The organism is Xanthomonas vesicatoria ATCC 35937 (assembly GCF_001908725.1).
Lineage (GTDB): Bacteria > Pseudomonadota > Gammaproteobacteria > Xanthomonadales > Xanthomonadaceae > Xanthomonas > Xanthomonas vesicatoria.
The window spans coordinates 2,080,394-2,097,851 of record NZ_CP018725.1 but is presented as its reverse complement, the minus strand read 5'-3'; the positions used below and the strand labels follow the sequence as shown (position 1 = coordinate 2,097,851).

Genomic DNA, 17,458 nt, shown 5'->3' with positions numbered 1-17,458 from the left:
TGGCTGATATGAAAGACATTAACGCCGGGATGGCGGGTGTCCGCAGTGTCCGCGGACACCTGTGCGGACACGCTGTCCGGCCGCGGTCATGCAGTGGACAAGAGCGGACACGCTAAAATGCCGGTCTTCTTTCCTCATGAGCTGTCCCTATGTGCGGCATTGTCGGAGCGATCGCCGGGCGCGACGTGGTCCCGGTCCTGATCGAAGGACTCAAGCGCCTGGAATACCGTGGCTATGACTCCTCCGGCATTGCGGTGCTCGATGGTGCGCAGGTGCGCCGGGTGCGCCGGACCGGGCGCGTGGCCGAGATGGCACAGGCGGCGCAGGCCGAACAGTTCGGCGCGACCCTGGGCATCGGCCACACCCGGTGGGCCACCCACGGCGGGGTCACCGAAGCCAACGCGCACCCGCATATCAGCGCAGGCGTGGCGCTGGTGCATAACGGCATCATCGAAAACCACGAGCAGCAACGCGAGAAGCTGCGCGCGCTCGGCTACACCTTCGAGTCGCAGACCGACACCGAAGTCATCGCGCACCTGATTCATCACCATTTGGCCGACGCCGGCGATCTGCTCAGCGCGCTCCAGCGCACGGTCAAGGAGCTCAGCGGCGCCTACGCGCTGGCGGTGATGAGCCAGGCCGAGCCGGAGCGGTTTGTCTGCGCACGGATGGGCTGCCCGTTGCTGATCGGCGTGGGCGAGGGCGAAAACTTCGTCGCCTCCGATGTGTCGGCCATCGTGCAGGCGACCCGCCAGGTGATCTTCCTGGAAGAAGGCGATACCGCCGAGCTGCGTCGCGATGGCGTGCGCGTCTTCGATGCCAACGACGCACCGGTCGAGCGCCCGCTGCATCTTTCCGATGTGTCGCTGGCGTCGCTGGAGCTGGGCCCGTTTCGCCATTTCATGCAGAAGGAAATCCACGAGCAGCCGCGCGCGCTGGCCGACACCATCGAGGCGGCGATCGACGCGAAAGGTTTTCCGGCGTCGCTGTTCGGTGCCAATGCAGAAGCGGTGTTGCGCGAGATCGAAGGCGTGCAGATTCTGGCCTGCGGCACCAGCTATTACGCCGGCATGACCGCGCGCTACTGGATCGAAGCCATCGCCGGGCTGCCGTGCAGCGTGGAAATCGCCAGCGAATACCGTTACCGCGCCGCGTACGCCAACCCCAAGCATCTGATCGTCACCATTTCCCAATCCGGCGAAACGCTGGACACAATGGAAGCGCTGAAATACGCCAAATCGCTGGGGCATCTGCACACGCTGTCGATCTGCAACGTCCCCGAGAGCGCCATCCCGCGCGCCAGCGAACTGGTTTGCTACACGCGTGCCGGCGCAGAGATCGGCGTGGCCTCGACCAAGGCCTTCACGACGCAACTGGCGGTGCTGTTCCAGCTGACCATGGTGCTGGGCAAGTTGCAGGGACGCATCAGCGAGGCCGAGGAAGCCGATTATCTGGAGCAGCTGCGTTTCCTGCCCGGCAGCGTACAGCACGCCCTGAACCTGGAGCCGCAGATCATGGCCTGGGCCGAGCGTTTTTCGCCCAAGGAGAACGCCCTGTTCCTGGGCCGCGGCCTGCATTACCCGATCGCACTGGAAGGCGCGCTCAAGCTCAAGGAAATCTCCTATATCCACGCCGAAGCGTATCCGGCAGGCGAGTTGAAGCACGGCCCGCTGGCGCTGGTGGATGCGGCGATGCCAGTGGTGGTGATCGCACCCAACGACCGGCTGCTGGAGAAGGTCAAATCCAATATGCAGGAAGTGCGCGCCCGCGGCGGTGAGCTATTCGTGTTCGCGGACCAGGACAGCCACTTCAGCGAGTCCGAAGGCGTGCACGTGATCCGTACCCCGCGCCATGCCGGCGTGCTGTCCCCGGTGATCCACACCATCCCGGTGCAGCTGCTGGCGTATCACACCGCGCTGGCACGCGGCACCGACGTGGACAAGCCACGCAACCTGGCCAAGTCGGTGACGGTGGAGTAGCACCGGCGCACGACCTGCTGCGCTGTAGGGCGCGGGCGATGCCCGCAATGCGCGTGTACTGCGCGTTCCATTGCAATTGCAGTGCGCCTCCGCGCCCTACCACGCAGCGCTCGCCATCTGGTGATGGTTGCTCTGCAAGCCGTCGGTGGTTACCGGTGCAACATCGAGGCCATCGCTTATCGCCATCTGGCGTGGTGGCGGGTATGTGCCGTACCAAACCGGTTATGAAGACTCATCCCGCCTTCCAACGCAGACGCGAGACCGATTAGCGCTCGACCATGCCCGCTGCCAACGCTTTGGCCCAGGTTATGCATAAGCTTCTTGCGAGGGTCAACACCACGCAGGAGGACGTATGTACGAGTCTTTCAAACAGGGGGCGCCTGCAGAATTGTGGCAGGCGTTGGTACGCGAAGCGGGGCAGCGGATCGCACGTCCGCTGGACGAGTCGCGCGAACATTACTTGGTGTTCGTGTTGCTGCGCTTTCAGCGCGATGCGCATCTGCTCTCGCGCACGCAGGCGCTGGCGTGGCTGCATGCACAGGACCAGATCGGCAGCGTGCGGGCCGATGCGTTGCGCGATGTCGGCGATGGCTGCCTGCTGATTGCCGGGCTATTCCCCGGCGTGGCACAGCGCCGTCGTCTCAGCATTGATTACTACATCGACCTGGGGCGCGGCGCGTATTCGGAGGTGGCCGACACGCGTTGCAGCGATGCGAGCTTGTTCGCACAGCTGGCTGCGAGCTATCGCGAGTTGGTCCGCATCCTTACCGCACTGCGCACGCCCCGCGATTGGCAGCCTGGGGCTGGCGGGATCTTGCATGCCTGAGAGCGGCTGACAAAATATTTGGGCAGTCCCAACGCGCGCGCCAAGCGAGCGGTACGGCATGTACGCATGTGCGCTCCGGTTTTGAGCGTGCCGTTCGCACCATCTGACGACCGCCCAGCACGTCCGTTAGCTGCCCTGAGCAGTGAGCCTTGGCAGGGGCGGTCCCGACATGCGCGTCGGGCCCGCCCCGACTGCGATCGTCGCCGTCTGCGCGCACACTAGCCCCGCAGGCAGATCTGCGGGTGAGTGCCATTACCCAACGGTCAGGGCCCTGCACTGTTGATCATCGAGCGTCAATGCGTTGCGGCGCATCGCGCGCGCAGCATGGGGGACATGCTGCGCGTCGCAATCATCCAGAAGGACATGGATTCATGAAGACGTGTATCGCGGCGGTGCTGTTGGCACTGCCTGGTCTTGCTGTTGCACAAGACCTGCCGCCGGGCTACGCCGGTCAGGGTGGAATGACGCTGCAGGAAATCGACCCTGCCATCTATGCGTATCACTACGACCACGGATTCGTGGGTGAAGATGCAATGGGCTGGGATCCTGCACTGCAGTATGCCTGGTCGCGTATCGCCGCTGCCGAGGTCTGCGCACAGCAACCGCCATCGGATGCATTGATCGCCAAGCTGGTGGAGCAGTACGGCAAGGATGCCGTGTCGCACCGGACCAATGGCATCGGTCACGAAGCGCAGATGCGTGCCGCAAGCACGTTCTGCACACCGACGCGTAATGCAGAGGCAGTGATGGTGGTGCCGGCGTTTGCGGGCGGTGACTTTTCTACCGCAACCGCCTATGCCGCTGCTGCCGAGGCGGGGACGGTCGTGGTTGCGGCGGTAGACGGGCAATCATCAGCACAGACGCAGGGCGATATCGCCACGGTCGTTACGCCGCCGGCAGATTGGGCGTTGCTGCTCCCCTTGCGCGCCACCATGCGTGTTGGCTCTAACGGTCTGCCCAATGGCGATGAAATGCTGCGTGTGGTGCGCCGAGGGCATACCGGTGCGGTCGTCGGTACGCAGGTCGCCCTGGGCCTGCTACTTGGCAGCCAGGGACGTGGAGTCGGGGTGTCCATCTTCGGCAAAGGACACTTGAAAGGCGAGAAGATGGAAGGTGTGGGCAATCCTGGCTATCAATTGCAGCGCGATGCAGTCAACGCACACCTGAAAACCTACTTTACCGGGCATCCGGCAGCGCTTCCGGTGGATCCGTTCCCATTGCAGGTGCTGATGTCAGATTGGCTGCTGGTGTACCAGAGCCTGGCCGACGCAAAGTCACCTTACGAGCTGCGCTACGCAGTGACGATCGGAGGGGAACGGAGCGGTCTGCTGAAGCGCAAGGCAAGTCCGGTCAGTCTGGACTGTACGCCGACACCGCGCGTTGCCTCGCTGGAAGAGTGGGAAGCGAACGACTACGCGCTGGTCAAAGAAGCCGCACACGCCTATAGCGACGAATGTGCAGCGAAATTCGCCGAGCGCTTGCCGCAATGGTTTCCGGATAGAGAGAGTGTTGCGGCATCCCATTGAGCATCGGATCGGGCAACGACGGACAGCTGATCCTGCGGCGGTCCGGTAACTTTCGCAGTCAGCGCATGCTTGAAGCAGAACGGGCACTGATCCATCGATCAGTGCCCGTTTGTTTTTTCCGTATTGCAGATGTATCAGGCGACGCTGCGTGCCTGGCTGCGTTGCTGCTCTTGCTGATCTTGGACCTGTGTTTGTGATTGCGACTGCGCGTCCTGCCGGACCGCATTGCTGCTTTGCTCCAACGGGCGCTCCGCAGCAGCTGCCTTGTCCGTGTAGATGCGCTGGTGCGCGGGGTCGCTTGGCTGGCCCTGTACGGCGAACAATCCAGTGCCGTCCTTGCTCTGCATCACCGCATCGATACGCTGCAAACCGCTGACCTTGGCTTCGAACGCCAATGAACCCGCTGCATTCTCCAGTGCACGACGGTCCGCGAACGCATTCGGACCCAACTGTTCCAGCTTGCTCACGGCCTGGTTATACAGCGGATTATCGGGATTGGTTTTTTCCGACAGCAACGGCGTCTTCTCGGCTTGCTTCAGTGCCTTGAGCGTATCGACGCCAACGATGCCGTCATCCTGCAGCCCGTGCGCACGTTGGAATGCCTTGACGGCTTCGCCCGTCCGCTGGCCATAAGCACTGTCGGCTTTGAGTTCGTTGCCATTGGCATCTTTGTAGCCCAGCTGCTGCAAGGTCTGCTGCAGTTTCTCAACCTCGGCGCCATGCGCTTTTTCCCGCAGCACCCCGGATGTCCCTGCGGCATCCTGCGTATGCGTGGGTTTGTGTGCGTTGCCGTCCTGAGATTGCTGTTTGCTCTGGCTGCGGTCCTGCAGCAACTCGCGTGCCTCGGAAAGCGGGTCGCTGGCATAGAGCTTGACGCCCTTGGCATGCTTGCGCTCAAGGTAAGAATCCAGCGAGCTGAGCTCGACGCCCTCACCGCCACGCGATTGGCTGATCTTGAGTTCGCCATCCTTAGGGTCGCGCACCACCATCGTGATGTGGTCGATGCCCTTGTAGCGTCCTTTGTCCCAACTCTGGGGGCCATTGTCCTCACCAATGATCATGCCCTCTTTGAGGTTTTGGGCAGTGACCTCTTTGCCTTGGATCAGGACGCCAGAGCGCTGCTGCGCTTTTTCCACGATCATCGCCGCGCCGTCAATTGCCAGCTTGAATTCGTCTTTTTTACTGAACACGGTATGCCCAGCTTTTTCGTTGATCTCCTTCATGGTTGCGTTCTGCAGAGTGGCGACCCAGCCAGAACAATCAACATACCCTTGTTCCGGGTGCTTCCCATCCACACCTGCATGCTTGCCACTCATCGCGTATTTGACGTGGTCGTACTTCTCTGTCAAGTCATAGGCAGCGCCTAGCGCGATAGCGCCTTTCTGCTGTGCTGCCGGCGGCTGTGCTTGTGCAGGAGTACCGAGTGTCTGCGTCGATGCCCGTGAAGGTGCATCGTTAACCGGTTCGATCCCCTTTTCAGGAATGCGGATGCGATCAAACTTGCTATCCCAGTACTGACTGAACGTTTGTGCCATCTCCTTGTCGGGAAGACGTTTAAACGCGTCGTATTCGACCCCTGTAACTTCCTTCAGGTCTTCTCTGGAGACATTGTTGATGATCTTAGCGCGAGTATCGGGGCGGATGAACTCGCCGTGTGTGATCGCCGACTGGATCGAACGATAGCCGTCCGCACCCTGCTGGTGCGCCATGTACAGATCCATTCCATCGGGCTGCTCTTTGCCCGACAGATATGGCATGCCGTTGTTTCCATGGCGATTTACCAAGATGCGACGGTTGTCCTGATAAAGTTGTGCAGCGGCATCGGTATTAGCGACCGGATCCAACTCGCGGCCTCTAATTCCGTATTGCTCAGCCGTTTCGGGTACGAACTGGAATAAACCTTTAGCGCTATTTGGGCCGCGGGATGCCAGCTCGTTAAATTGGCCGCCAGTTTCGATATAGGCGAACCGCATGAAGTCGTCGCGCGGAATATTCCGCTGCTGCGCTTCACGTTCGATGATGTCCAGTACTTCAGCGCGGTTATAGTCACGTGCCATCGCGTTCTCCATGCGATCGAGGCGGCAGCAAATGCTGCCGCGTTAAGTCGACCTGAGCCAATCCTTTGACTCTTACCGGGAGGTCGACCGGTAGGTTTTCTGCGACGCATCGTAAAGGTATTCGGTTACCGTGTCACCCTGGCTGGCTGCTCCAGGGACGCTCACCCGCAACAGCGGCATGTCGCTACCATCTTGCGGCACGATGGCAAGCGTGCCGGTGACGTCGATGCAAGGGATGGATCCTGGGGAGTCGGGTCCGCAACTCGCATCGTTATTGGAACCGGCCTCGAGCGTTGCCAGGTGTCGCCACATGTTTTCATCGGTCTTCGTCAATTCATGCGGATTGAACAGTAATACGTCGATGGTCCGCATACGGACCCCCGAAACCAGATACCACGTGGGTAACGCCAGTAGCATGTCGCCCGAGGGTGTGGTCCATGTCTGGGGCTTGCGCTCGGTATCGACCTCGTTGCCTTTTTCGCTACCCCCGAATTCACCAATATAGGGTTCTACGCCAAGCAGCTTCCACTGGGACTTGCTACCCGGCTCGCTGGTCACAAACGTGGCGTGAGCAAGTGTCACCTTGGTATCAGGGGCAGCGTAGTGATTTTCGCGCTCGGCACCGTAGAGCTCGGGCGTTTCCCAGGCAAAGCCGGTGTAGTAACGCCTACCGCTGAGTTCAAATTGAAAGCCGTACCAGTAATTGATCCAGCTGCCATTGGCGACTTCATAGGATGTTGCGCCGTCGCCATCAATGTTGCTGATGAAGTACAGCACGCTATCCGGGCGGGGCGGCTGGAGCTGTTGGGTTGAACCCTGGGTTGCGTCCTGCATGGGAGAAGCATCCTTGTCTGAAGGTTTGGGGGTGGTGCTGGCCGCGGTGGCCGTTGTCTTCGGAGGTGTGGTGTCCATTGCCGCTGGCTTGCATGCGGCGATCATCGCTATCGCAAGGATCAGTGGAATCTTCCTGACGAGCATAGGGGTGCATCCATTGCGGAGGGCGGCGAAAGTCTACTCCAGCGCGGCGATGTGTCCAGTCGTCGCGCCGAGCATCGCGGGGCCAGGATGCCCGATGGGCGTGGGGCTTCCGGGCAAGCGGATGCGTGGGGTTTCAGGCCTGCACCTCATCCGTTGCATCACCCGTGAAGCCTCAGGGCCGAGCGGCCTGCGTGCTTACGCCAGCGGCGTGTTGGAGATGATCTCCACCCAGTAGCCGTCCGGGTCCTTGATGAAGGCCAGGTGCTTCATGCGCCCGTCTTCCAGACGCTTTTGATACGGCACGCCGAGACTGTCGAAGCGCGCGCAGGCAGCGTGGATGTCCGGAACCGAGACGCAGAGATGACCAAAGCCGCGCGGGTCGCTGTTGCCGTCGTGATAGACCGGCCCGTCCTGAGTCTCGGTGCCGTGGTTATGGGTGAGTTCCAGCACGCCGGGGATGCCGGCCATCCACAGACGGCGTGCTGCGTCGTCGTCTGGAATCGCTGCGTCTTTCGGTAACAGTGCAAGGAAGTACAGGCTGAACTCGGCCTCGGCGAAGTGGCGCGCATCCAGCAGGCGGAAGCCGAGCACACGCGTGTAGAAGTCCAGCGAGCGCTGTGCGTCCTTGATGCGCAGCATGGTGTGGTTGAATACGAAACCGTTGGTTTCGGCGGGCGCGGTGCTGGCGCCGGGGACGTGTTGCAGATCGGTCAGAGGCATTGTTGGGTTCCCTGTTGAGTTTTGGGCTACATGGCAGCGTGTATTGGACGCCGATGTTAGTGAGGTAATGGTGGTCGGCGTGTCTGCATTGCAGGCTCCGGTGATCTGTGTGCAGCGGGCTGGTCAATCATCGGTTCATGTCTACGCATGCAAGCGTGCGGGCAGTGCGCATGGGCGCTGCCCGACGTCCATACGCACTGCGTCGGCCACTTCAGAACCAGATGCGCACGCCAGCGATGAAGCGGCTGTCGCGCGCCGGCTCCTCATCCATCGTGGCGCGCTGGGCACGGTCGCCGAAGCTGCGCTGATGCACCCAGCCGATGTAGGGCGCAAACCGGCGCGTGATTTCGTAGCGGAGTCGCACGCCTGCTCGGAGCTGCTCCAGCCCACGGTCGATACCGCGCTGCGCATCGTCGCGCAATGCGATGTCTGCTTCCACGCGCGGCTGCAGGATCAGGCAGTTGGTCAGCAGGACGTCATATTCGCCCTCCAGTCGTAGGGCTGCGCGGCCGCCGCTGCCAACGAAGAGGGTGGCCTCGGTTTCGAACTTGTACGGTGCCAGACCCTGCACGCCGAACGCAGCCCAACTGCGATGGTCGGTGCCGATCTCCTGGCGCATGCCCACTAATACATCCCACCAAGGCGAGATGGCATGGCCGTAGAACGCTTCCACCGACGCGTCTTGCGTGCGACCCTGCTGCCGCTCGCCTTCGCTGCGTAGCCACAGACGGTTGATATCGCCGCCGATCCATGCGCGCGCTTCCCATTGCTGGCCGCTGCCGCGATCGGTATCGAACGCTTCCAGTCGATCGAGCAGCACGTAGCGGTTGACTGCCGTGCCATGCATCGCGTGGCCGTGCAGCGGTGCGAAGGCCGCTGCGATGTCTTCGGCGGTCGGCGCCGGAATCGGCTCGCGTGGTAGTGCGGCGCTGTGCGCGGAGGCCTGCGTTTGCACCGGCATGTGTGCCGGTGCGTCGTGATGCATCTGCGTATGGTCCATGGTTGTGTGATCCATCTGCACCTGCTGCACAGGGGCATCTTTCATGGATGAGTGATTCATCGCGCCATGCTCCATGCCCGCGTGCGACAGGTGGCCATGATCCGCAGGCGGCTTGACTGCGGATTCCTGCATCCGAGCACGGTGTAACACCGGTGCGTCGGTGGGTGCCACAGATGCTGCGGCATCGTGATGAGAATGCGCCGTAGACGAGGGCGTCCCGTCGCCGTGCTGCATGTGCGCGTGGGCCATCTCCATGGCAGGCATCGTGTCCTGTGCAGCTGCCGACTCCGCATCCGACGGAACTGCCGTTTGCAGATCGGCTTCGTCAGCTTGGGGCGTCATCTGCATCGCATGCGTATGCGCATCGTGCGCTGCGTCGCTGCCCGTCGCCTGCACGTGCTCCTGCGCAGCCAACGATCCACTCAACATCCACATGCTCACCAGCAGCGGGCTTAGACGGAACGCGCTCATGCGTCCACCCGCACTTCGCGCATCATGCCTGCTTCCATGTGGTACAGCAGGTGACAGTGATAGGCCCAACGGCCGAGCGCATCCGCGCGCACGCGGTAGGTGCGGCGGGTGCCGGGCGGCATGTCGATGGTGTGCTTGCGCACCTGGAAATTGCCGTCGGCATCTTCCAGGTCGCTCCACATGCCGTGCAGGTGAATCGGGTGCTGCATCATGGTGTCGTTGACCAGCACGATGCGCAGCCGCTCGCCGTAGCGCAGCCGCAGGGGGTCCGCCGAAGCGAAGGCGATGCCGTCGAAAGACCAGGCGAATTTTTCCATGTGGCCGGTCAGATGCAGCTCGATCTCGCGGCCTGGTTCGCGGCCATCCGGGTCGTCGAACAGGCTATGCAGGTCGCCGTAGCACAGCACGCGTCGGCCGTTATCGCGCAGGCCTACACCGGGGTCGTCCAGGCGCGGCGCGGTGGCATTGCTGCGCATGTCGATCAGTGGGTTGCCATCTTCGCTGGCGGGATGGTGAGGAGTCTTGTCCGATGCCGCGTCCGCAGCGTGCGCATGCTGGGCCGGCATCGGCATCGGCATCGGCATCGGCATCGCGTATGCGGCATGCGGGTCGCCTTGCATCGCATCGCCTGCATGCCTGGCATGGGCCGCGTGCGTCATGCCATCGCCATGTCCCATGTCCTGCATGGTCAAAATGGCACGCGGGTCCAGCGCGGGAATCGGCGCCCGCAGGCCATGCCGTACCGCCAACGTGCCGCAGGCGAAACCGGTACGGCCCATGTCCTGCGCAAATAGCGTAAATGCGTCCTGGCCAGTGGGCTCGACGAGCACATCGAAGGTCTCTGCAGCGGCAATCCGCAACTCGTCCACGCTCACCGGATGCACGTACTGGCCGTCGGCGGCGACCACGGTCATGCGCAGGCCGGGGATGCGGATGTCGAAGTAGGTCATCGACGAGCCATTGATGAAACGCAGCAACAGCTTTTCGCCCGGCGCGAACAACCCGGTCCAGTTGCTGGCCGGCGCCACGCCATTGAGCAGGTAGGTGTAGGTGTTGGCGTTGACGTCCGACAGGTCGGTGGGCGTCATGCGCATACGCCCCCACATGCCGCGGTCAGCCAGCGTGGCGCGCAGGCCGTCTTCGCGCGCATCGCGCAGAAAATCGCCCACCGTGCGCTGTGCGTAATTGTCGTGGCTGGGCATCTGTTTCAAACGGCGAAACAGTGCGGCCGGATCAAGATCCGTCCAATCCGACAACAGCACCACGTGTTCGCGATCAAAGCGGTACGGCGGCGGTGTCAGCGGGTCGATGACGATGGCGCCATACAAGCCGGCCTGCTCCTGGAACATCGAGTGGCTGTGGTACCAGTAGGTACCGGATTGGCGCAGCGCAAAGCGGTAGTGATACTCCTGGCCCGGCGCAATGCCATCGAAGCTCATGCCGGGCACGCCGTCCATGTTGGCCGGCAGCAGCAGGCCGTGCCAGTGCACCGAAGTCGGCTGGTCGGTCAGCGCGTTTCGCACGCGCACGCTCACCGTGTCGCCTTCGCGCCAGCGCAGCGTGGGCGCAGGCAGGCTCTGGTTGACGGTGATGGCAGGGCGCGTACGTCCGGTGAAATTGACCGGCAGCCGGCCGATCTGCAGCGACTGGCTGCTGCCGCGCAAGACCGGGGTGGTCACCGCGCCGGCTGCGCGCGCGTCGGCGCGCCACAGTCCGGTACCCGCGGCAAGACCGCCCAGGGCCAGGCCCTGCACGAAGCGGCGCCGGCTGGTGAGGGGCGGGGATGTTGGATCGAAGACAGGGGAATCGGAAGACATGTCACCTCCGGCGCATCTGCATGGATTGGCAGACGCGACGCATCGCTGGGAAATCCCGCGTGCAAGGACGCGGGGCGAAGCAGGCGTGGAATGGCCGATAGACACGGCGCGCACTAGTCGGACGGCGGGTGGTGGACGCACTGTGACAGCGTGCACGCAGTCCCTGCCGGTGTTGCGCACTGGCCACGCGCGCTCGCCGCGCAGCGCGGTGTCGTGTCGGCCGCTAGCCGATGGGAGGTCGAACCGGTTGCTCGTGTGCCGGGCTGCTGCGGCCTTCGTCCAGGGCGGCAGGCACCGCAGAATGACCGAGCAGCCCCGCCGGAACCGCAGGCAGGGTCAGCAAGGCCAGGCTGCAGTGCTGCAGGCAGTCGCAGCTGCCCAGCTTGCAGCAGTCGCTCGCGTGCGCGTGCCTGGCCTTATCGGGCAACGGCGCCGCATCGGCCGCTGGCATGGCGTCATGGCAAGGCATCGCCGCCGCCGTTACATGTATTTGCATCGTGTGCGGCTCCGTCTGCGGCATCACGCTGTGCGGCATGGCCATACCCACCGACGCCCACGCTCCGGTGGCCGTATTGGCGACCAGGCACAGGCATAGCAGCAGGCGGAACAGGCAACGCAGCACGGGCGGTCGGGGCTGGCAGAGGACACTGGCAGCATACCATCGGCCTGCAGCCGTCCGGCCGATGACCGCCTGCCGCGGGTGCGCGCCTGGTGGTGGTAGAATTGGCGCCTCTTTCGCATCACGTCCGTACCCATGTCGCAGCGCCAGTGGGTGGCCGCCGCCATCCAGAAGATCGAAGCCGATTTCAACCGTTCGGCCGACACTCATCTGATCCCGATGAATTTGCCGGGCCATCCGGGCATCGACCTGTACTTCAAGGACGAATCCAGCCACCCCACCGGCAGCCTCAAGCACCGCCTGGCGCGTTCGCTGTTTCTGTACGCGCTGACCAATGGCTGGCTGCGTGCAGGGCGTCCGGTGATCGAGGCGTCCAGCGGTTCCACCGCGATTTCCGAAGCCTATTTCGCGCGCTTGCTAGGTGTGCCCTTCATCGCAGTAATGCCGTCCTCGACTTCGCCCGAGAAGATCGCCGCGATCGAATTCCAGGGTGGGCGCTGCCACCTGGTGGAGCGCGCCTGCGACCTGGACAGCGCCTCGCACCAGCTCGCGCGCGAGACCGGTGGGCATTTCATGGACCAGTTCACCTACGCCGAACGCGCCACCGACTGGCGTGCCAACAACAACATCGCCGAATCGATCTTCAAGCAGCTGGCCGAAGAACCGCACCCGATTCCGGACTGGATCGTCTGCAGCCCCGGCACCGGCGGCACCAGCGCCACCCTGGGGCGCTATGTGCGCTATCGCCGGCACCACACCCGCATCCTGTGCGTGGACCCGGAGGTGTCGGTGTTCTTCGATGGCTATTGCCGCGCGGTGGATGGGCAGTGCCCCAAGGAGCTGGCGATCACCGGCGGCTCGCGCATCGAAGGCATCGGCCGGCCGCGGGTGGAATCGAGCTTCATTGCCAGCTGCGTGGACGAAATAATCAAGGTGCCCGATGCCTTGAGCCTGGCGGCGATGCGCCACGTCAGCGCCACCCTGGGCCGGCGCGTGGGCGGTTCCACCGGCACCAACTTCATCGGCGTGCTGCACGCCGCGCAGCGGATGCGCGCCGAAGGCCGCCAGGGCTCCATCGTCACCATCCTGTGCGATGCCGGCGAGCGCTACGCGCACAGTTATTACAACCCGGCCTGGTATGTGGAGCGCGCGATCGATATCGCCGACAGCGATGCGGCCATTACCGGCGCCGTCAACGGCGGCGCCTTGCCGCCGCTGCCTTGTGCTGCGCTGGAATGACCGCCATATCGGGAGCGTGCCAACGCGCTGAGCGTTGGCACGTGCCCCCGACATTTCGTCATCCCTGATCCAGTCCACCGCCGGAGCGCCCCATGACCAACCCGCTGCTCGACCTGTCCGGACTGCCGTCCTTCGATGCGATCCGTCCCGACCATGTAGGTCCGGCGATCGACCAACTGCTGGCCGAGGCGGAAGCGGCGGTGAAGGCGGCCGAGCAGGTCAGCCCGGTGAGCTGGGACAGCTTCGTGGTGCCGCTGGACGATGCCACCGAACGCTTGTGGCGCGCGTGGGGCCAGGTAGGCCATCTGCAGGCGGTGATGAACACGCCCGAGCTACGCGAGGCCTACAACAGCAATCTGCCCAAGGTCAGCCGCTTCGGCAGCGCGCTGGGCCAGAACCTGGCCTTGTACGCACAGTACAAGGCGCTGGCGCAATCGCCGGAAGCGGCCGATTACGACGCCGCACGTCGCAAGGTGCTGGACAACGCGCTGCGCGATTTCCGCCTCGGCGGCGCCGAACTGGACGACGATGCCAAGGCGCGCTTTGCGCAGATCCAGGAAGAGCTGTCGGCGTTGGCAGCCAAGTTTTCGCAAAACGTGCTCGACGCCACCGATGCATGGGCGTACGTGACCGAAGATCAGGCGCAGTTGTCGGGGCTGCCGGCCGAAGTGATCGCCGCCGCCCGCGCTGCTGCGGAAAAGGACGGTGTGCCGGGCTGGAAGTTCACCTTGCAGATGCCGTGTTATCTGCCGGTGCAAAGCGATGCCGATAGCCGCGAACTGCGCGCGCTGCTGTATCGCGCCAATGCCGAGCGCGCGTCCGAATTCGGCGACGCCGCGCTGGACAACAGCGCCAATATCGATCGCATTCTCGCCCTGCGCGCAGAACTGGCGCAGCTGCTCGGGTTTGCCACTTACGCCGAGTATTCGGTCGCCACCAAGATGGCGCAAAGCCCGGATGAAGTAATGGGCTTCCTGCGCGATCTGGCAGTGCGCGCAAAGCCCTATGCGCAACGCGACCGTGCCGAACTCGAAGCCTTCGCACGCGACGAACTTGGCCTGGACGAACTGCAGGCCTGGGACCTGGCCTACGTCAGCGAAAAGCTCAAGCAGGCGCGCTACAGCTTCTCCGAGCAGGAAATGAAGCAGTATTTCACCGAGCCCAACGTGTTGGCCGGGCTGTTCGATGTGATCCACAGCCTGTACGGGCTGCGCGTCAAGCCGGATAGCGCGCCGGTATGGCATCCGGATGTGCGGTTCTATCGCCTGGAAGACGCGCAAGGCGCGCTGGTCGGCCAGTTCTATCTGGATCTGTACGCGCGCGAAGGCAAGCGCGGTGGCGCATGGATGGACGATTGCCGCAACCGCCGCGAGACTGCCAATGGCGTGCAGACACCGTTGGTGTATCTGGTGTGCAATTTCGGCCGCGGCAGTGGCGATGTGCCAGCCACGTTCCGGCATGGCGAAGTCACCACGCTGTTCCATGAAATGGGGCACGGCCTGCATCAGTTGCTCACCCGCATCGGCGAGTTGGGCGTGGCCGGCATCAATGGTGTGGAATGGGATGCGGTGGAATTGCCCAGCCAGTTCATGGAGAACTTCTGCTGGGAATGGGAACGCGTGCAGGCGATGACCGCGCATGTGCAGACCGGTGAACCATTGCCGCGCAATCTGTTCGATCGGCTGCTGGCTGCGCGCAATTTCCAGAGCGGCGTGTTCACCGTGCGGCAGCTGGAATTTGCATTGTTCGACATGCAATTGCACAGCAGTTTCGACCCGGTCCAGGACAGCGTGCTGCAGCTGATCGAGCGCGTGCGCGATGAGGTGGCCGTCAATCGCCCGCCGGCGTGGAATCGCTTCCCGCATCAGTTCAGCCACATCTTTGCCGGTGGCTATGCGGCTGGCTACTACAGCTACAAATGGGCCGAAGTGCTCAGTGCCGACGCCTACGCCGCCTTCGAAGAAGCACCCGAGCAGATTGCCGAGACCGGTGCGCGCTTCCGCCATGATGTGTTGTCGCGTGGCGGCAGCCGCAGTGCTGCCGACAACTTCCGTGCCTTCCGTGGCCGGGCGCCCAGCATCGACGCGCTGCTGCGGCACAACGGCATGGCGGGCTGATGGTGCCGATTGGGCCGTCGTCACCGGCTAGTTGTGTAAACCCACCACGTTGTTCAGTGGGATTCGGGTGATGGGTGGCCTGTAGCCAAGGCTGGCATGTGGTCGATGCCAGTTGTAGTGATGAAGCCAGCCCTGCAGCGCGTGGGCTCGCTGCTCGGAGTTGGCGTAGGAGCGGGCGTAGGCCCATTCGCGCAGGCTGGTTTGCACCAGCCGCTCAGCCTTGCCATTGGTGCGTGGGGTGTATGGGCGCGTGCGCAGGTGACGCATGCCCAACCGACGGACCAGGCGTCGGAAGCTACGCGATCTGTAGCAGGCGCCGTTGTCGGTCAGGACGCGCTCAAATTGCACGCCCAAGCGCCGGTAGTAGCGCACTGTCCGCAACAGCGCCCTGCACGCACTGCGACCGCGCTCGTCCGGCTCGATGGAGCCGAACGCCATGCGGGAGTGGTCATCGATGGCCAGATGGACGTATTCCCAGCCGATGCCATCGGAGTTGACCTGGCGATTGCTGGTGACCCGATGTCCCGGCTGTCGGAAACGCGCGAGCTTCTTGATGTCCAGATGCAGCAGTTGGCCGGGCAAGGCGTATTCGTAGCGGTTCTCCGGCGCAGCCGGCTGCAGTTCGGCCAAGCGGTGCAGGCCGGCGCGACGCAGCAGCCGGGCGATGGTGCTCGGGGCCACAGGCAGGTGCCCGGCGATCTGCCGATACGTCTGTCGTGCGCGGCGCCGCTCGATGACGTGCTGCACAATCTCCTGTGGCGTGGCATGCGGGCAGGAACGTGGCCGAGAGGACCGGTCGACCAAGCCTTGCGGACCTTCTTCCTTGAACCGTCTGAGCCACTTATAGGCCGTGCGGACGCTGACACCGGCCGCATGCGCTGCTTCTTGGATGCGAAGGCCCTGAACAAGGATGCGGTCCACGAGCAGGGCTCGACCGCGCGGGCTCAAACGGGCATGTTTATGCAGGTTCATCCGGGGCTCCTGGGGGCTGGGTTGGCTTCGCAACCCCCATCTTCCAGAGATGCCCCGGATGAACAACCTACCGAGAGATCACAGCTAGCGGTCGCTACGGTGTTCGCATTGCATTGAGGTGAGCTGTCTTACAACAGCGACGTGGCGCCTCTTGGCGAGGCGCAACATGCAGTGGAACAGGCACAAGGAGAGCGCAATGCAGCGACGTTTGTCATGGAGTGCCCTATGGCTGATGGCCGCGGCCATGCCGGTTTGGGCGCAGCACGCCGGTCACGCCAACGGCCTGGTTGGCCTGCGCGCCGGGCCTGCTGAAGAGTACCGGCGCGTTGGCGAAGTTCAGCCCGGCAATGCGCTTCAGGTCTATGGTTGTCTCGACAGCGGCACCTGGTGCGACGTGCGTTCTCCGGAGGCACGGGGTTGGCTTCCTGCGACCTCGATCGTGCTGAATCACGGCGCCCTGAATCGCGTGGTGCCGAAAGTGAAGTTCTCGCTGGACACCTACTGGGACACGCACTATCGCGGCCGCGAATGGACGGTCGAGAGCGAGCGAGCGTTCTGGCGCGATCACACGCCGGGGGACGCGCTACCACTGGAGCTCTTGGCACCTGGCGAGGGCGTGCCGGCGGACGGAGTGCAGTCCATGGCACGACGCGCCAAGCTTGAGACACGTGCAGAGAACGAGCGCACCGAACGCGAGCGGGACGTGATCGATCGGGCTGCGCTGAATCGGCTAGACCGTGATAGACGGGATGAGAAGATCAACAGGTGCGAACGCTCAGGAGGCCAGGACAGTGCCGTGCAGAGTTGTATCTCTCAGGCACGCAGCGACTACGACGGAGCGGTTCTGAACAGGTGCGCAAGCTCACAAAGTCAGGACGGCGGCTCACAGAGTTGTATCGACCAGGCAAGCATCGACTACGAGCAATCGGTTCGGGAACGGAAAATTCGCGACCAGCAAGGCCGCTAGCCGGCCGTTGGTCGAACGAGGTCTGGCGTGCACTTGGCAGGGCATTGCGGTTGGCGCCTTGTGGCGGGACCAACTCCGTAGACCCCGCTTGCCGCGCCTGGCCCACGGCATCGACCGATTGCATGCAAGACCACGGCAGCCGCTACGTTCTCGGTGCGCTTTTGTCATCG

13 protein-coding genes are annotated in these 17,458 nt (G+C 63.4%); 6 read left to right on the top strand and 7 right to left on the bottom strand.

Going from position 1 to position 17,458, the window contains the following annotated elements; translation table 11 throughout:
• Nucleotides 1-149 precede the first annotated feature (149 nt).
• The 3 genes from glmS to BJD12_RS09065 all read left to right on the top strand — a co-directional run bounded on the left by glmS (nucleotide 150) and on the right by BJD12_RS09065 (nucleotide 4,331).
• Nucleotides 150-1,979 carry a glutamine--fructose-6-phosphate transaminase (isomerizing) gene (gene glmS, locus BJD12_RS09075; protein ID WP_005993165.1) on the top strand — a complete coding sequence of 610 codons (1,830 nt, stop codon included), beginning with the start codon at nucleotides 150-152 and terminating at the stop codon, nucleotides 1,977-1,979.
• A 352-nt stretch (nucleotides 1,980-2,331) separates the two neighbouring features.
• On the top strand, nucleotides 2,332-2,805 hold the full coding sequence (locus tag BJD12_RS09070) for a hypothetical protein (RefSeq protein ID WP_005993167.1): 474 nt from the start codon (nucleotides 2,332-2,334) through the stop codon (nucleotides 2,803-2,805).
• A 371-nt stretch (nucleotides 2,806-3,176) separates the two neighbouring features.
• Nucleotides 3,177-4,331 carry a hypothetical protein gene (locus tag BJD12_RS09065; protein ID WP_058564151.1) on the top strand — a complete coding sequence of 385 codons (1,155 nt, stop codon included), beginning with the start codon at nucleotides 3,177-3,179 and terminating at the stop codon, nucleotides 4,329-4,331.
• A gap of 134 nt (nucleotides 4,332-4,465) precedes the next feature.
• Here the strand turns inward: BJD12_RS09065 and BJD12_RS24200 are convergent, their stop codons facing one another.
• From BJD12_RS24200 to BJD12_RS09035, 6 genes are all read right to left on the bottom strand, one after another.
• Nucleotides 4,466-6,388, bottom strand: coding sequence for a peptidoglycan-binding domain-containing protein (locus BJD12_RS24200; RefSeq protein WP_039425674.1), 1,923 nt, complete (start codon nucleotides 6,386-6,388; stop codon nucleotides 4,466-4,468).
• Nucleotides 6,389-6,460: 72 nt separating this feature from the next.
• Complete coding sequence (locus tag BJD12_RS09055) at nucleotides 6,461-7,222, bottom strand: hypothetical protein (protein WP_039425673.1); 762 nt, start codon at nucleotides 7,220-7,222, stop codon at nucleotides 6,461-6,463.
• Between the two features lie 339 nt (nucleotides 7,223-7,561).
• Nucleotides 7,562-8,086 (bottom strand): lactoylglutathione lyase, encoded by a 525-nt coding sequence (gene gloA / locus BJD12_RS09050; protein WP_005998456.1) that lies wholly within the window; start codon nucleotides 8,084-8,086, stop codon nucleotides 7,562-7,564.
• Between the two features lie 211 nt (nucleotides 8,087-8,297).
• Entirely contained in the window at nucleotides 8,298-9,350 is a 1,053-nt protein-coding gene (locus tag BJD12_RS09045) for a copper resistance protein B (RefSeq protein WP_229000228.1), read from the bottom strand.
• Nucleotides 9,351-9,553: 203 nt separating this feature from the next.
• Nucleotides 9,554-11,374 (bottom strand): copper resistance system multicopper oxidase, encoded by a 1,821-nt coding sequence (locus BJD12_RS09040; protein ID WP_005998453.1) that lies wholly within the window; start codon nucleotides 11,372-11,374, stop codon nucleotides 9,554-9,556.
• A gap of 223 nt (nucleotides 11,375-11,597) precedes the next feature.
• Nucleotides 11,598-11,996 (bottom strand): CopL family metal-binding regulatory protein, encoded by a 399-nt coding sequence (locus tag BJD12_RS09035; RefSeq protein WP_005998451.1) that lies wholly within the window; start codon nucleotides 11,994-11,996, stop codon nucleotides 11,598-11,600.
• A 132-nt stretch (nucleotides 11,997-12,128) separates the two neighbouring features.
• Here BJD12_RS09035 and BJD12_RS09030 point away from each other — a divergent pair, with 132 nt between their 5' ends.
• Nucleotides 12,129-13,232, top strand: a complete 1,104-nt coding sequence (locus tag BJD12_RS09030; protein WP_005998449.1) for a PLP-dependent cysteine synthase family protein — start codon at nucleotides 12,129-12,131, stop codon at nucleotides 13,230-13,232.
• Nucleotides 13,233-13,324: 92 nt separating this feature from the next.
• Entirely contained in the window at nucleotides 13,325-15,349 is a 2,025-nt protein-coding gene (locus tag BJD12_RS09025) for a M3 family metallopeptidase (protein ID WP_005998447.1), read from the top strand.
• Between the two features lie 27 nt (nucleotides 15,350-15,376).
• Here the strand turns inward: BJD12_RS09025 and BJD12_RS09020 are convergent, their stop codons facing one another.
• On the bottom strand, nucleotides 15,377-16,321 hold the full coding sequence (locus BJD12_RS09020; protein WP_042828825.1) for an IS481 family transposase: 945 nt from the start codon (nucleotides 16,319-16,321) through the stop codon (nucleotides 15,377-15,379).
• A gap of 196 nt (nucleotides 16,322-16,517) precedes the next feature.
• Between BJD12_RS09020 and BJD12_RS09015 the strand changes: the two genes are divergently transcribed.
• Nucleotides 16,518-17,288: an SH3 domain-containing protein gene (locus BJD12_RS09015; RefSeq protein ID WP_042828826.1), complete on the top strand. Its 771-nt coding sequence runs from the start codon at nucleotides 16,518-16,520 to the stop codon at nucleotides 17,286-17,288.
• Nucleotides 17,289-17,458: the final 170 nt, after the last annotated feature.

What these genes read in the sequence shown, in the direction of transcription:
- BJD12_RS09070 (WP_005993167.1), top strand. Translation starts at nt 2,332, where the DNA reads ATGTACGAGTCTTTCAAACAGGGGGCGCCTGCAGAATTGTGGCAGGCG.
- glmS (WP_005993165.1), top strand. Translation starts at nt 150, where the DNA reads ATGTGCGGCATTGTCGGAGCGATCGCCGGGCGCGACGTGGTCCCGGTC.
- BJD12_RS09065 (WP_058564151.1), top strand. Translation starts at nt 3,177, where the DNA reads ATGAAGACGTGTATCGCGGCGGTGCTGTTGGCACTGCCTGGTCTTGCT.
- BJD12_RS09020 (WP_042828825.1), bottom strand. Translation starts at nt 16,321, where the DNA reads ATGAACCTGCATAAACATGCCCGTTTGAGCCCGCGCGGTCGAGCCCTG.
- BJD12_RS09015 (WP_042828826.1), top strand. Translation starts at nt 16,518, where the DNA reads ATGCAGCGACGTTTGTCATGGAGTGCCCTATGGCTGATGGCCGCGGCC.
- gloA (WP_005998456.1), bottom strand. Translation starts at nt 8,086, where the DNA reads ATGCCTCTGACCGATCTGCAACACGTCCCCGGCGCCAGCACCGCGCCC.
- BJD12_RS09025 (WP_005998447.1), top strand. Translation starts at nt 13,325, where the DNA reads ATGACCAACCCGCTGCTCGACCTGTCCGGACTGCCGTCCTTCGATGCG.
- BJD12_RS09040 (WP_005998453.1), bottom strand. Translation starts at nt 11,374, where the DNA reads ATGTCTTCCGATTCCCCTGTCTTCGATCCAACATCCCCGCCCCTCACC.
- BJD12_RS09045 (WP_229000228.1), bottom strand. Translation starts at nt 9,350, where the DNA reads ATGCCTGCCATGGAGATGGCCCACGCGCACATGCAGCACGGCGACGGG.
- BJD12_RS09055 (WP_039425673.1), bottom strand. Translation starts at nt 7,222, where the DNA reads ATGCAGGACGCAACCCAGGGTTCAACCCAACAGCTCCAGCCGCCCCGC.
- BJD12_RS24200 (WP_039425674.1), bottom strand. Translation starts at nt 6,388, where the DNA reads ATGGCACGTGACTATAACCGCGCTGAAGTACTGGACATCATCGAACGT.
- BJD12_RS09030 (WP_005998449.1), top strand. Translation starts at nt 12,129, where the DNA reads ATGTCGCAGCGCCAGTGGGTGGCCGCCGCCATCCAGAAGATCGAAGCC.